The 14,381-nt window shown below is 67.0% G+C and carries 10 protein-coding genes; 4 read left to right on the top strand and 6 right to left on the bottom strand.

The window, feature by feature from the left end:
- Positions 1–19: 19 nt before the first annotated feature.
- The 5 genes from VF716_RS19980 to VF716_RS20000 form a co-directional block, all read right to left on the bottom strand.
- Positions 20–916, bottom strand: coding sequence for a ribose-phosphate pyrophosphokinase (locus VF716_RS19980; RefSeq protein WP_125460459.1), 897 nt, complete (start codon positions 914–916; stop codon positions 20–22).
- Positions 916–2,496: a thymidine phosphorylase family protein gene (locus tag VF716_RS19985; RefSeq protein WP_045633062.1), complete on the bottom strand. Its 1,581-nt coding sequence runs from the start codon at positions 2,494–2,496 to the stop codon at positions 916–918. Before VF716_RS19985 ends, VF716_RS19980 begins: the two co-directional genes overlap by 1 nt.
- Positions 2,497–2,607: 111 nt before the next feature.
- Entirely contained in the window at positions 2,608–3,378 is a 771-nt protein-coding gene (locus VF716_RS19990) for a 3-hydroxybutyrate dehydrogenase (RefSeq protein WP_440552888.1), read from the bottom strand.
- Between the two features lie 154 nt (positions 3,379–3,532).
- Complete coding sequence (locus VF716_RS19995; protein ID WP_440552890.1) at positions 3,533–4,924, bottom strand: GntP family permease; 1,392 nt, start codon at positions 4,922–4,924, stop codon at positions 3,533–3,535.
- A 270-nt stretch (positions 4,925–5,194) separates the two neighbouring features.
- On the bottom strand, positions 5,195–6,535 hold the full coding sequence (locus VF716_RS20000; protein ID WP_011912053.1) for a short-chain fatty acid transporter: 1,341 nt from the start codon (positions 6,533–6,535) through the stop codon (positions 5,195–5,197).
- Between the two features lie 110 nt (positions 6,536–6,645).
- Between VF716_RS20000 and VF716_RS20005 the strand changes: the two genes are divergently transcribed.
- Positions 6,646–7,062: a DUF192 domain-containing protein gene (locus tag VF716_RS20005; RefSeq protein WP_011912054.1), complete on the top strand. Its 417-nt coding sequence runs from the start codon at positions 6,646–6,648 to the stop codon at positions 7,060–7,062.
- 236 nt (positions 7,063–7,298) lie between these two features.
- Here the strand turns inward: VF716_RS20005 and VF716_RS20010 are convergent, their stop codons facing one another.
- Complete coding sequence (locus tag VF716_RS20010) at positions 7,299–7,769, bottom strand: Lrp/AsnC family transcriptional regulator (RefSeq protein WP_014595823.1); 471 nt, start codon at positions 7,767–7,769, stop codon at positions 7,299–7,301.
- A gap of 241 nt (positions 7,770–8,010) precedes the next feature.
- Here VF716_RS20010 and VF716_RS20015 point away from each other — a divergent pair, with 241 nt between their 5' ends.
- The 3 genes from VF716_RS20015 (at position 8,011) to VF716_RS20025 (ending at position 14,233) form a co-directional block, all read left to right on the top strand.
- Positions 8,011–11,481, top strand: a complete 3,471-nt coding sequence (locus VF716_RS20015) for an indolepyruvate ferredoxin oxidoreductase family protein (protein WP_108241463.1) — start codon at positions 8,011–8,013, stop codon at positions 11,479–11,481.
- Between the two features lie 119 nt (positions 11,482–11,600).
- Positions 11,601–12,695: a Glu/Leu/Phe/Val dehydrogenase dimerization domain-containing protein gene (locus VF716_RS20020; RefSeq protein WP_014595825.1), complete on the top strand. Its 1,095-nt coding sequence runs from the start codon at positions 11,601–11,603 to the stop codon at positions 12,693–12,695.
- A gap of 128 nt (positions 12,696–12,823) precedes the next feature.
- A complete protein-coding gene (locus tag VF716_RS20025) occupies positions 12,824–14,233 on the top strand; it encodes a sodium-dependent transporter (protein WP_013981771.1) in 1,410 nt (469 codons plus the stop codon).
- The last annotated feature ends 148 nt before the right edge of the window (positions 14,234–14,381 follow it).

Here is a 14,381-nt window from a genome sequence, read left to right on the forward strand (position 1 = left end):
CGGTCGGGCTCCTATCGCCTCAATGCAGCAACGGCCCTAGCGCCTCGGCCAGCTGCGGCGCCATGCTCACGGCATTGCTCTCGTGGGCGATGCAGTCGGTGCTCCAGACGTGCCCGGCACCGGCCGCGCGGATTACCTGCAGCGCGTCGCCGGCGAACAGCGCGTGGGTCACGGCCACGTCCACCGAGGCGGCGCCAGCGGCCAGCAGTTTCTGCGCGGCCTCGGCAAGGGTGCGCCCGGAGCTGGCGACGTCATCGAGCAGTACCACATGGCGCCCGGCGAACTGCAGGTCCGGCAAGGCGATCTCCACCTGATGGTCGCCATGGCGCAGCTTGTTGCACACGCCATGCTCGAAACCATGCTCGGCGGCGGCCGCCTCGATCCATTGCAGCGCCTCGGCATCCGGGCCGATCAGCAGCGCATCGGGATGCCGTTCGGCGATCAGTCGCGCCAGCGCCGGGGCCGCGCAAAGGGTGACCGCATCGGCCAGCGGCACCGCCTCCTGCAAGGTGGCGACGCGGTGCAGGTGCGGGTCGACGGTGATCAGTGCGTCGAACTGGCCGGCCAGCAGCTGGCCGATCACTCGCTGGCTGACCACCTCGCCCGGGTTGAAGGCGATGTCCTGGCGCATGTAGGCCAGATAGGGCGTGACCAGGATCAGTCGCTTGGCGCCCAGGCGGCGCGCTTCACCGGCCACCAGCAGCAGCTCGACCAGCTTTTCGTTGGGGTGGTCGAGGCCGCGGTAGAGCACCAATTGCTCGGCGATCGCTTCGCCTTCGGCCAGCGGCAGGCGCAGGCGCAGCTCGTCATCGGGAAAACGGTGGCGCTCGACTGAGGCGGCGGGCAGGCCGGAGGCTTCGGCCAGGCGCAGGGCGGCGGCGCGCTCGTCATCGAAATACAGCAGCTGGCTTTGCATCAGAACTCCACGAATACGGTTGGGACCTGCTCGGGGCTGCCGAGGCTGACGCCGCTGGCGCGTTCGGTGGCCTGGCGGGCGAAGGCAAGGTCGGCGGGAAAGTCCGCGTAAACGCGATACAGACAGTCGCCGGCCCGCACCGGTTCGCCGAGCTTGCGCAGGATGTCCACGCCGGCGCCCTGCACCTTGGGTGCGCCGGCCAGCCGGGCGATGCGTGCCAGCTGCAGGTTGTCGATGCCGGTGACCACCGCGTCGCAGTCGGCCAGTACATCGAAGCTGAGCCGTGCCAGCGGCGGATGGTTGTGGTCGAACGGCTTGCCGCCCTGGGCGGCGATGATCGAGCGCATCTTCTTCAGCGCCCGCCCGGAGTCGAGGATGTCACGGGCGATGGCGTAACCGTCGCCGCCGCGCACATCGGGATCGAACTCGAGCATGCGTCCGGCCAGGCGCAGGGCCTTCTGACGCAGGTCGATCGGCGCCGCCGGGTCGTTCTGCAGCACCTGCATCACGTCGCGCGCCTCCAGTACCGGGCCGATGCCATTGCCGATCGGTTGACGACCATCGGTGATGACCACGTCCAGGGTCAGGCCCAGGCGCGTGGCCACGAACTCGAACAGCTTTCGCAGGCGCTGCGCCTCGGCCATCGAGCGCACCTTGGCGGTCGGGCCGATGGGAATGTCCAGCAGCAGATGGGTGGAACCGGCGGCGATCTTCTTCGACAGGATGGAGGCGACCATCTGCCCCGGCGAGTCGATCGACAGCGGCCGCTCGACGGCGATCAGCACGTCATCGGCCGGGGAGAGGTCGCTGCTGCCGCCCCAGGCCAGGCAGCCGCGTTCCTCGCGGACCATTTCGCAGAGGCGCTCGAACGGCAATTCGACGTTGGCCAGCACTTCCATGGTGTCGGCGGTGCCGGCCGGCGAGGTGATGGCCCGCGAGCTGGTCTTCGGGCAGAGCATGCCGTGGGCGGCGACGATCGGCACCACCAGCATCGAGGTGCGGTTGCCCGGGATGCCGCCGATGCAGTGCTTGTCCACCACCGGGTGCTCGCGCCAGTCGAGCCGGCGGCCGACGCGGATCATCGCGTCGGTGAGAAAGAAGACCTCCTCGCGATCCAGCTCGCCCTGGTTGCAGGCGACCACGAAGGCGGTCAGCTCGATCTTCGAGTAACGGTGTTCGGCGATGTCGCGCATGATCGCCAGGAAGTCATCCCGGTTCAGGCGCTCGCCGGCGATCTTGCGATGCAGCGCCGGGATCGATGCGGCCGGCTCGGCCTGGGCGATCGCCGCGGGTACGCCGGCTTCGGCGCCGAGCTGGGCGAAGGCGTCCTCGGACAGCCCCAGCTCGTCACAGCCGACGATGGCCGGATCGTCCACCAGATTGAGGCTGGCGAGGATGCGCCGGCCGTTGACGCGTATCTCCACCTTGGCCAGCGCCTGGAAGCCTTCGGCGCGGCAGGCGGCGCAGTCGCGGTGCAGATAGGCGACATTCTCGCGGTAGGTGTCGATGGCGACCCGGCGCAGCGCCAGGTGCACCGGGGCTTTGCCGTTGAGCGGCGTGTCGCTGGAAATGCTGGTCATGCGGGCGGTTTCGCTGGGGAGGTGATGGCTATCTAGCCTCAGCCCGCGGCCGCTTGCCAAGCAGGCGCGCCGGTTATGCCCGCTCGCGTTGCCGCAGGTCAGTAAACCCGATCATTGCGCCACCCAGCCGCCATCCATGTTCCATGCCGCGCCGCGCACCTGGTCGCCGGCCTCGCTGCAGAGAAACAGCGCCAGGGCTCCCAGCTGCGCCGGGGTGACGAAATCCAGCGAGGGTTGCTTCTCGGCCAGCAGATCGTGGCGGGCGCGTTGTTCATCGCCGTCCTGACGGGCGCGCTCGTCGATCTGCTGTTGCACCAGTGGGGTCAGCACCCAGCCGGGGCAGATGGCGTTGCAGGTGATCGGCGTGGTGGCGGTTTCCAGCGCCACCACCTTGGTCAGCCCGACCAGCCCGTGCTTGGCGGCGACGTAGGCGGCCTTCTGCTCGGAGCCGACCAGCCCGTGCACCGAGGCGATATTGATGATCCGCCCCCAGCCGCGCTGGCGCATGCCGGGCAGGGCCAGGCGTGTGGTATGGAACGCCGAGGACAGGTTGATGGCGATGATGGCGTCCCAGCGCTCCACCGGAAACTGCTCCACCGGCGCGACATGCTGGATGCCGGCGTTGTTGACCAGAATGTCGACGCCGCCGAAGTCGCGCTCGGCATAGGCGAACAGCTCGGCGATCTGTGCCGGATCGGACACGTCCGCGCCGTGGTGGCCGACCTTGTGGCCATGGCGGCCGACTTCGGCCAGCGCTGTCGAGGCATCGCCGAAACCGTTGAGGATCAGGTCGGCGCCGGCTTCGGCCAGCTTCAGCGCGATGCCGAGGCCGATCCCGCTGGTGGAGCCGGTGACCAGGGCGGTCTTGCCTGTGAGGTTCATGCGATTCTTCCGTGTGGCGGCCGTCGTGCGCGGCGCCCTTTGCTTGTTGTTGTCGGAAGGCACAGCTGATCGCGCGGCGCTCGTCGTGCCGCCGGCCGGAAGCGCCCGGCCCGCAACAGCGGCGCACAACGCCCGGTGAGCCGGGCGCGCCCCATCAGACGATGCCGGTAGCGTAGTACACGCCGATCACGAAGAAGGCCGCGGCGGTGGCGATCAGGGTGATGGCGAAGATGTCCTTGTAGGATTCGCGGTGGGTCAGTCCGGTGACTGCCAGCAACGTGATCACCGCGCCGTTGTGCGGCAGGGTGTCGAGCCCGCCGGAGGCCATCGAGGCTACCCGGTGCAGCACTTCCAGGGGTATCTGTGCGGCGTTGGCGGCGGCGACGAAATTGTCGGCCATCGCGGCCAGGGCAATGCTCATGCCGCCGGAGGCCGAGCCGGTGATGCCGGCCAGCAGGTTAACGGTGATGGCTTCGTTGATCAGCGGATTGGGAATCGCCGACAGCGCATCGGCCACCACGATGAAGCCCGGCAGCGAGGCGATCACCGCGCCGAAGCCGAATTCCGACGCGGTGTTCATCGCCGCCAGCAGCGAACCACCGACCGCCGTGCGGCTGCCCTCGGCCAGCTTGCCGCGCAGGGTGCCGAAGCTGGTCGCCAGTACCAGGGCGATGCCCAGCAGCAGCGCGGCCTCCACCGCCCAGATCGCGGTGAGCTTGCCGACCTCGGTCACCAGCGGTGCGCTCATGCCGGGCAGCTGCAGCGTGTGGCTGGTGCCGTAGAACTCGGGAATCCAGCGGGTGAACAGGAGGTTGGCGACCAGCACCAGCAGCAGCGGCGACAGTGCCAGCCAGGGGTTGGGCAGCGCGATGTCGGCGGGCGTCTCCGGCTCGTTGCGCAGGTTGGTGCCATAGCCTTCGCCAGCGGCAATGGCCTTGCCGAGCTGCCACTTGAGATAGAGCATGCCCAGGCCGAACACGAAGACCGTGCCGATCAGGCCCAGCCAGGGTGCGGCCCAGGTGTTGGTATTGAAGAAGGTGGTGGGGATGATGTTCTGGATCTGCGGCGTGCCGGGAATGGCCGTCATGGTGAAGGTGAACGCGCCGAGGGCGATGGTCGCCGGGATCAGGCGCTTGGGCATGTTGCTCTGGCGGAACATCTCGGCAGCGAACGGGTACACCGCGAACACCACGACGAACAGCGACACACCGCCGTAGGTCAGCAGCGCGCAGACCAGCACGATCACCAGCATTGCCTGGCTGGTGCCGAGCAGGCGGATCGCCGCGGCGACGATGGAGCGCGAAAAACCCGACATCTCGATCAGCTTGCCGAACACCGCACCGAGCAGGAACACCGGGAAGTACAGCTTGATGAAGCCGACCATCTTCTCCATGAAGATGCCGGTGAAGGCCGGCGCCACGGCGGACGGGTCGGTGAGCAGCACCGCGCCCATGGCGGCGATGGGAGCGAACAGAATGACACTGTAGCCGCGGTAGGCGGCGAGCATCAGCAGGGCCAATGCAGCAAGGGCGATGACGAAGCTCATCGGGGACGATCTCCTGGCCCCGTGCGGCACGACCGAACGCTGCCGAGGGCATTCGGGGACTCGCTGCTGCACGGCAGGCGCATTGTTTTTCTTGTTTCGGCTGCGGACAGGCCGCACGGTGATTTAGCGAGTTCCGTGCCAGATACGCAACTCGCTGATTTGCATGGTTTTTATCTTGAGTGTCCAGATAGCTGGACGGCGCTTGTGTCTTGCATCCTGGACAGCGTGGTCCAGCATTCCGGACAGCGTGCCGTCCGGGATGCTCCGGCCTCAGGTCAGGAAATAGAGCCCGCCGGCGATCACCACACCGGAGAACACCAGGCAGAGCAGGCAGTAGCCCATGATGTCGCGGGCACCGAGCCCGGCGATGCCCAGCAGCGGCAGAGCCCAGAACGGCTGGATCATGTTGGTCCAGGCATCGCCCCAGGCGATCGCCATGGCCGTGACTTCCGGCGCCACGCCCAGCGCCGCGCCGGCCGGCAGCATGATTGGCCCCTGCACCGCCCACTGGCCGCCGCCGGAGGGCACGAAGACGTTGACCAGCCCGGCGCTGAGAAAGGCCAGCACCGGGAAGCTCTCGGCCGACGACCAGGCGATGAAGGTGTCGGTGACCTGCCGGCCGAGGGACAGGCCAGCGGCGTTGGCGCCGACCATCATCCCCATGATCCCGGCGTAGAAAGGGAACTGCACGACGATGCCGGCGATGCCGCGGATGCTTTCCTCGATGGCGCGCATGTAGCGCTCCGGCGTGCCGTGCATCAGCAGGCCGGCGAAGAGGAAGATCGAGATCACGATGTTCAGGCTCAGCGCCAGACCGTTCACGCTAAAGTGCCGGTAGAAGAACAGCACCGCCAGCGCGACCATGATCAGGCCGAGAATGCGGCTGTCGTCCAGGCGCTGGGTGGCGGTTTCCCGCGGGATATCGCTTGGCTGGGGCTCTTCCAGCAGCGCCGGGTCGACCACTTTCGGCGTCTTCGGCTGCATGGCCCAGTTCAGCAGCGGCAGGCCCACCACCAGCACGGCGATGATGATCAGGTTGTAGGAAGCGAACAGCGTCTGGCCGACACCGATGGCTTCGGTCAGCGCGCCGCCGGTCATCTTCTCCAGATCGGCCCCGCCGCTGGCCAGCGACAGCGGGATCGAGCCGGAAAAGCCGCCGTGCCAGATCAGGAATCCTGAGTAGGCCGAGGCCACCAGCAGTGGGTAGTCGACGCCGCGCACCTGGCGTGCCAGCGCGCGGGCGAACACGGCGCCGATCACCAGGCCGAAGCCCCAGTTGATCCAGGAACCGGCCAGCGCCACCAGAGTCACCAGCACGATGGCCTGGCCCGGGGACTGCGGGATACGGGCCATGCGGTCGAGCAGGCGATTGATTGCCGGGGCCCGTGCCAGGGCATGGCCGGTGACCAGGATCAGCGACATCTGCATGGTGAAGGCCAGCAGGTTCCAGAAGCCGTTGCCCCAGTGCTGCGCCATGGCCGGCAGGCCCTGACCGGTGCTGAGCATGGCGGCGATCAGCACGATCAACGTGAGAAGGATGGCGAAGACGAAGGGCGAGGGAAGGAAGCGTTGCACCAGGTAGACGCTGGCGGCGGTTATTCTGTTGAGCACGATGGGGTTCTCCCTTGTTGTCGTTATGTCGCCGCGCAGGTGCGGCGCTTCGCTTATGAGTGCGGCCGGGGCTGGCTGTTCCGCCGCACCCGGTCTCAGGAGATTGCTTTATGCGTATTGCGTTGCTGCTATCGCTGATGGCCGTCGCGACCACCGCCCAGCCCGCCCAGCCGTTGCGACTGGAGGTTGGCGGGCATCATGTGCAGGCCGAATATGCGGATACCTTCCTGCGGCGTCAGCGTGGCCTGATGGGGCGCACCGAACTCGCTGCGGACAGCGGCATGCTGTTTCGCTTCGACGAGGTGCGGCGGCACTGTCTATGGATGAAGGACACGCCGTTGCCGTTGTCGGCGGCGTTTCTCGATGAGGACGGGGCGGTCGTCGATGTGATCGATCTGGAACCGCTGAGCACGGACGTGCGCTGCTCCGAGAAGCCGGCACTCTATGCCCTGGAAATGCATCAGGGCTGGTTCGCCGAGCGGGGGATCGGTCGGGGTGCGCGGCTGGAAGGGATTCCGGAGGAATAGGAGTCCAAGCGGTGCGTCGGTGCGTAGGGTGGATAACGGCGAAGCCTTATCCACCGTGACCAGGCCCGACGCATGCGGTTGCTTGGGACGTTGTCGGAGGCGATCTTGGTGGACGCGTGGAAAAGGCTCTGGCCGTTTTCCACCCTACGCTTTCATCCCTCGTGGCGGCTGCTTCGCCCGTAGGGTGGATACGGCTCCGCCTTATCCACCGCCTGCTGCGAACCCGGTCTGAAGCCTCAATCCAGCGGCAACTCCGTGGTCCGCTTCACCTCGCTCATGGCGATGTGCGAGTGCGCTTCCTGCACATGTGGGCGCTGCAGCAGCTGGTCGCGGAGGAAGCGCTCGTAGCTGTCGATGTCGCGCGCCACCACCTTGAGCAGGTAATCCGACTCACCGGCCATGGTGTGGCACTCCAGCACCTCGGGATAACCCACCACCGCCCGCTCGAACTCGTCGAGGTTGCTGCGGCCGTGGGCCGAGAGCTTGATGTTGACGAACACCGTCATGTTCAGCCCGAGCTTCTTCGGGTTGAGCAGGGCGACCTTGCGCTCGATCAGCCCTTCCTCCTGCATGCGATGGATGCGTCGCCAGCAGGGCGATTGCGACAGCTCGACCTTCTCGGCGATTTCCGCAGCGGACAGATCGGCGTTGTGCTGCAGCAGCAGGAGGATCTTGCGATCGATGCTACTCAGAGGTGTGGACTGCATGGTCGTTCCTGTTTTGTTGTTGTTTGCGAATGGGTCATGCACAGAACCGCTGTTCTACCGCAAAAGTAGAAAGAAAATCTCTCCGCGTCACGGCCAGACTGTTAATCGACACGCGACGGTGGGGTGATCCCCTGCCGATTGCCGGCGTGGAGAGACAACCGTGCGGTTTCTCCATGACTGCGTCAGGCGGGTAGCGAACAACGCCACCCTGACTCCGATAACAACAAATTAGGAGCGCCCCATGTCTCTGGCCGAGATCCGTCTGGACGACAAGTACCGGCTTGCTACCGGTCATCTGTACCTCACCGGCACCCAGGCGCTGACCCGCTTGCCGATGCTGCAGCATCAGCGTGATCAGGCCCGTGGTTTGAACACCGGTGGCTTCATCTCCGGCTATCGCGGCTCGCCACTGGGCGGGCTGGACAAGAGCCTCTGGGAAGCCCGCAACTACCTCAAGCAACACGCCATCCACTTCCAGCCGGGCGTCAACGAAGAGCTGGCCGCCACCGCGGTGTGGGGCAGCCAGCAGACCAACCTGTTCCCCGGCGCCCGGTACGACGGCGTGTTCGCCATGTGGTACGGCAAGGGGCCGGGCGTCGACCGTGCCGGCGACGTGTTCAAGCATGCGAATGCGGCGGGTGTGTCGCCCAAGGGTGGCGTGCTGCTGCTGGCGGGTGACGACCACGGCTGCAAATCCTCGACGCTGCCGCACCAGAGCGAGCATGCCTTCATTGCCGCCTCGATTCCGGTGCTGAACCCGGCCAACGTTCAGGAAATCCTCGACTACGGCATCATTGGCTGGGAGCTGTCGCGCTACTCCGGCTGCTGGGTGGCGCTGAAGACCATTGCCGAGAACGTCGACTCTTCCGCCGTGGTGGAAGTCGATCCGCTGCGCGTGCAGACGCGTATCCCGGAAGATTTCGAGCTGCCCGAGGACGGCGTGCACATCCGCTGGCCGGACCCGCCGCTGGCTCAGGAAAAGCGCCTCAACCTGTACAAGATCTACGCCGCACGCGCCTTCGCCCGGGCCAACAACCTGAACCGGGTGATGCTCGATTCGCCGAATCCGCGGCTTGGCATCATCACCACCGGCAAGTCCTATCTCGACGTGCGTCAGGCGCTGGACGACCTGGGCCTGGACGAAGCGCTGTGCGCCTCGGTCGGCCTGCGGGTGCTCAAGGTCGGCATGAGCTGGCCGCTGGAACCGGTCTCGGTGCACGAGTTCGCCCAGGGGCTGGACGAGATTCTGGTGGTCGAGGAGAAGCGCAGCATCATCGAGGACCAGCTCACCGGACAGCTCTACAACTGGCCCGTCAGCAAGCGTCCGCGGGTGGTCGGCGAGTTCGACGAGCAGGGCAACTCGCTGCTGCCGAACCTCTCCGAGCTGACCCCGGCGATGATCGCCCGGGTGATCGCCAAGCGCCTCGCGCCGATCTACACCAGCGACAGCATCCAGGCACGCCTGGCCTTCCTGGCCGCCAAGGAGAAGGCCCTGGCCGCGCGCAGCTACAGCACCGTGCGCACGCCGCACTACTGCTCCGGCTGCCCGCACAACACCTCCACCAAGGTGCCCGAGGGCAGCCGCGCCTCGGCCGGTATCGGCTGTCACTACATGGTGCAGTGGATGGACCGGCGCACCGAGACCTTTACCCAGATGGGCGGCGAGGGCGTCAACTGGATCGGCCAGGCGCCGTTCACCGACACCCCGCACATGTTCCAGAACCTCGGCGACGGCACCTACTTCCACTCCGGCAGCCTCGCGGTGCGTGCGGCAGTGGCAGCCGGCGTCAACATCACCTTCAAGATTCTCTACAACGATGCCGTGGCCATGACCGGCGGCCAGCCCATCGACGGCGAGCTGCGCGTCGACCAGCTCAGCCGGCAGATCTTCCACGAGGGCGTCAAGCGCATTGCCCTGGTCAGCGACGAGCCGGACAAGTACCCGACCCGCGATACCTTCGCGCCGATCACCAGCTTCCACCATCGCCGCGAACTGGATGCGGTGCAGCGTGAGCTGCGTGAATTCAAGGGCGTTTCGGTGATCATCTACGACCAGACCTGTGCCACCGAGAAGCGTCGTCGGCGCAAGCGCGGCAAGCTGGAAGACCCGGCCAAGCGCGCCTTCATCAACCCGGCGGTCTGCGAGGGCTGCGGCGACTGCGGCGAGAAGTCCAACTGCCTGGCTGTGCTGCCGCTGGAAACCGAGCTGGGCCGCAAGCGCGAGATCGACCAGAACGCCTGCAACAAGGACTTCTCCTGCGTCGAGGGCTTCTGCCCGAGCTTCGTCACCGTGCATGGCGGCGGGTTGCGCAAGCCCGAAGCCGTGGCTGGCGGTATCGAGGCGGCGACCTTGCCCGAGCCGCAGCATCCGTCGCTGGAGCGGCCGTGGAATGTGCTGATCCCCGGCGTTGGCGGCAGCGGCGTGACCACCCTTGGCGCGCTGCTCGGCATGGCCGCGCACCTGGAAGGCAAGGGCTGCACCGTGCTCGACCAGGCCGGCCTGGCGCAGAAATTCGGCCCGGTGACCACCCACGTGCGCATCGCCGCCAAGCAGAGCGACATCTACGCGGTGCGTATCGCCGCCGGCGAAGCAGACTTGCTGCTGGGCTGCGACCTGATCGTCGCGGCGGGCGATGAATCGCTGACCCGCCTCAACGAGCAGATCAGCAATGCCGTGGTGAACAGCCACGAGTCCGCCACCGCCGAGTTCACTCGCAACCCGGACGCCCAGGTGCCCGGCGCGGCCATGCGCCAGGCGATCAGCGACGCGGTCGGCGCCGACAAGACCCACTTCGTCGATGTCACCCGCCTGGCCACGCGGCTCTTGGGCGACAGCATCGCCACCAACCTGTTCCTGCTCGGCTTTGCCTATCAGCAGGGGCTGCTGCCGATCAGCGCCGAGGCCATCGAGAAGGCCATCGAGCTCAATGGCGTTGCCGCCAAGCTGAATCTGCAGGCCTTCCGCTGGGGCCGCCGTGCCGTGCTAGATCGTGAAGCAGTCGAACAGCTGGCGCGTCCGGCCGAAATAGCGGAGCCGATCTGCAAGACCCTGGAAGAGATCGTCGAGTGGCGCGTGGATTTCCTTACCCGCTACCAGAACGCCGGGCTGGCGCGCCGCTATCGCCAGCTGGTCGAGCGCGTGCGCGATGCCGATAGCGCGGACGATCTGGCGCTGTCCAAGGCCGTCGCCCGCTACTACTTCAAGCTACTGGCCTACAAGGACGAGTACGAGGTGGCACGCCTCTACAGCGAGCCGGAATTCCGCCAGCAGCTCCAGGCGCAGTTCGAGGGCGACTACAAGCTGCAGTTCCACCTCGCTCCGGCCTGGCTGGCCAAGCGTGATGCGGTTACCGGCGAGCCGCGCAAGCGCGAGCTGGGGCCGTGGGTGCTCAATGTGTTCGGCGTGCTGGCCAAGTTCCGCTACCTGCGTGGCACACCGCTCGATCCGTTCGGCTATGGCCACGACCGCCGCGTCGAACGCCAGCTGATCGGCGAGTACGAGAAGACCGTGGACGAGCTGCTGGCCCAGCTCAAGCCGACCAACTACCGCACCGCCGTGGCCATCGCCGCGCTGCCGGAACAGATCCGCGGCTACGGCCCGGTGAAGGAGCGTTCCATCGCCAAGGCCCGCCAGCAGGAGAAGTTGCTCCGCGAGCAGCTGGCCAAAGGCGACGAGGTGCAGAGCGTACGGCTGTTCCAGCCGGCGGCGTAGCTCGCAGTGCGCTAGCGGGGTGAAATCGGTCGCCCCGCATGGCCACCGCCGCAGGCGATACCCGCTAACGAGGCCCTGTCCGTGACAGGCCACCAGACCAACAAGAACGAGGTAACCCAATGTCCGTCTTCGCTCATCCTGACTTCGACCGCCACGAGCAGGTGGTCTTCTGCCATGACCAGGCGTCGGGTCTGAAAGCCATCATCGCCATCCACGACACGCGCCTCGGGCCGGCGCTGGGTGGCTGCCGGATGTTCCCCTATGCCAGTGACGACGAGGCCCTGCGCGATGTGCTGCGGCTGTCGCGCGGGATGACGCTGAAATCCTCGCTGGCCGGGCTCAAGCTCGGCGGCGGCAAGGCGGTGATCATCGGCGACCCGCATACCGGCAAGAGCCAGGCGCTGCTGCACGCCATGGGTGACTTCGTCGACAGCCTTGGCGGGCGCTACATCACCGCCGCCGACTCCGGCACCGGCGATGCCGAAATGCAGGCCTTTGCCCAGCGCACCCGCCATGTGGTCGGCGCCACGCCGCGCACCCTGCTCGATGGCAGCGTCGCCAGCGGCGACCCGTCGCCGTCTACCGCCTACGGCGTGTTCGTCGGCCTCAAGGAAGCGGTGCGCCAGCGCCTCGGTCGCGACGAGCTGACCGGGCTGAAGGTGGCGATCCAGGGCGTCGGCCATGTCGGCCTGGGGCTGGCGCGGCACCTGAAAGCGGCGGGCGCCGAACTGTGGGTGGCGGACATCTTCGATGCCAACGTCAAGCAGGCAATGGACGAGCTGGGAGCCAACGTGGTGCGCCCGCAGGACATCTACGGTCTCGATGTTGACGTCTTCGCGCCCTGCGCCATGGGCGGCATCCTCAACGAGCAGACCCTGGAAGTGCTGCGTGCCCCGGTGATCGCCGGTGCGGCCAACAACCAGCTGGCCAGCGCCGAGATCGGCGTCGAACTGCAGCGGCGCAACCAGCTCTACGCGCCGGACTACGCAATCAACGCCGGCGGCATCATCGACGTCTACTACCAGCGCAACGGCGGCAGCGCCGCACAGATCGATGCCCATGTGAACGCCATCGCCGGCACGCTGCGCGAGATTTTCGAGCGGGCCGCCGCCAGTGGCGAGTGCACCTCGGTGATCGCCGACCGCCTGGCGCTCGAGCGCTTGCAGGCCGGCGGCGCGCCGCAGGTCGCGACGCTGCAGCGGCAGGCTTCATGACGGCACATGGCCGGTCGCCCGAGCGCGCCGGCCTTCGCTGAGTGGGGCGGCGGGCTCTGATCGCCAGCGCCGTACCCGCTCCGTTCGTTCGCACCATCCCTGACAAAAACAACAAGCAGGAATCCGCAATGACCGATAAAACCAGCCTCGCGGCCGGCACCTTCGCCGGCGCGCGCGCACGCATCCAGGACAATGCCAGCCGAGGCCTGTGGTCCTCCCGCTGGGTGTTCTTCCTCGCCGCCACCGGCTCCGCGGTGGGCCTGGGCAATATCTGGAAATTCCCCTACGTGACCGGGCAGAACGGCGGCGGCGCCTTCGTGCTGGTCTATCTCGCCTGCATCCTCCTGATCGGCATTCCGCTGCTGATGGCCGAGGTGATGATCGGCCGCCGTGGTCGGGCGAACCCTGATGGCGCCGTGGCGCGGCTGGCGCGCGAGGCCGGGGCCAGTTCGCGCTGGCGGGTGGTGGGCTGGCTCGGAGGGCTGACCGGCTTTCTCATCCTGAGTTTCTATCTGGTGGTGGCCGGCTGGGCGCTGGCCTATGTGCCGGCGACGTTCAGCGGCGGCTTCACCGGGGTCAGCGGGGAGGCCAGTGGTGCGCTGTTCGGCGCGCTGCTGGCGGACCCGCTGCGCCTGGTGGTCTGTGCCACGCTGGTGCTGGCGGCGACCATGCTGATCGTCGGCTTCGGCGTGCGCGGCGGGCTGGAGCGATCGCTGCGCTTTCTGATGCCCGGGCTGTTCGTGCTGATGCTGGTGCTGGTGGTCTACGCCGCCATCGAAGGCGAGTTCGCCCAGGCGCTGCAGTTTCTTTTCGTGCCGGACTTTTCCGCGCTGACCGCGCAGAGCGTGCTGGTCGCCCTCGGCCATGCCTTCTTCACCCTGAGCCTGGGCTGCGGCGCGATGATGGTCTACGGCTCCTATCTGCCGGAAGGCACCTCAATCGCCAAGACCTCGATTCTGGTGGCGCTGGCCGATACCGCGGTGGCGCTGCTGGCCGGCCTGGCGATCTTCCCGCTGGTGTTCGGCAACGCGCTGGAACCGGGGGCCGGGCCGGGGCTGATCTTCGTCACCCTGCCGATCGCTTTCGGCCAGATGCCGCTGGGGCAGGTCGTCGGCGGGTTGTTCTTCGTGATGCTGGTGATCGCCGCGCTGACCTCGGCCATTTCGCTCTCGGAGCCGAGCATCGCCTGGCTCACCGAGCGCTTTCGCATCAGCCGGACCAAGGCCGTGCTGGGCAGCGGCCTGGTGCTCTGGCTGCTGAGCCTGGGCAGCGTGTTCTCGTTCAACCACTGGGCGGACTACCAGCTGTTCGGCAAGACCTTCTTCGACACCCTGGACTACCTCACCACCAATTGGTTGATGCCGCTGGGCGGGCTGGGCACGGTGCTGTTCACCGGCTGGGTGCTGCAGCGTCACGTGGTCAGCGAGGCCATCGGCATTCGCAACGCCGGGCTGTTCCAGGCCTGGTGGAAGCTGCTGCGCTACGGCACGCCGGTGGCCATCGTGCTGGTATTCCTCAACCTGCTCGGGCTGATCTAGCGCGACCTCGGTCGTCCGTGCAGAACGCGCCGGTGGGCTGAAGCCCACGGTACAAGGACGCTGCGGGCTTCTATCGAAGCCCTTTTGGTGGGCTCAGGTCCATCCATCGAGGCCGACGCCGGCCTTGGTGGGTGGGCTTCAGCCCACC

This window comes from Stutzerimonas sp. Brlt_14, assembly GCF_051948915.1.
Taxonomy (GTDB): domain Bacteria; phylum Pseudomonadota; class Gammaproteobacteria; order Pseudomonadales; family Pseudomonadaceae; genus Stutzerimonas; species Stutzerimonas stutzeri.

Excerpts from the sequence above, each read along its gene's own strand:
- VF716_RS19980 (WP_125460459.1), bottom strand. The coding sequence starts at position 916 with ATGCAAAGCCAGCTGCTGTATTTCGATGACGAGCGCGCCGCCGCCCTG.
- VF716_RS19985 (WP_045633062.1), bottom strand. The coding sequence starts at position 2,496 with ATGACCAGCATTTCCAGCGACACGCCGCTCAACGGCAAAGCCCCGGTG.
- VF716_RS19990 (WP_440552888.1), bottom strand. The coding sequence starts at position 3,378 with ATGAACCTCACAGGCAAGACCGCCCTGGTCACCGGCTCCACCAGCGGG.
- VF716_RS19995 (WP_440552890.1), bottom strand. The coding sequence starts at position 4,924 with ATGAGCTTCGTCATCGCCCTTGCTGCATTGGCCCTGCTGATGCTCGCC.
- VF716_RS20005 (WP_011912054.1), top strand. The coding sequence starts at position 6,646 with ATGCGTATTGCGTTGCTGCTATCGCTGATGGCCGTCGCGACCACCGCC.
- VF716_RS20010 (WP_014595823.1), bottom strand. The coding sequence starts at position 7,769 with ATGCAGTCCACACCTCTGAGTAGCATCGATCGCAAGATCCTCCTGCTG.
- VF716_RS20015 (WP_108241463.1), top strand. The coding sequence starts at position 8,011 with ATGTCTCTGGCCGAGATCCGTCTGGACGACAAGTACCGGCTTGCTACC.
- VF716_RS20020 (WP_014595825.1), top strand. The coding sequence starts at position 11,601 with ATGTCCGTCTTCGCTCATCCTGACTTCGACCGCCACGAGCAGGTGGTC.
- VF716_RS20025 (WP_013981771.1), top strand. The coding sequence starts at position 12,824 with ATGACCGATAAAACCAGCCTCGCGGCCGGCACCTTCGCCGGCGCGCGC.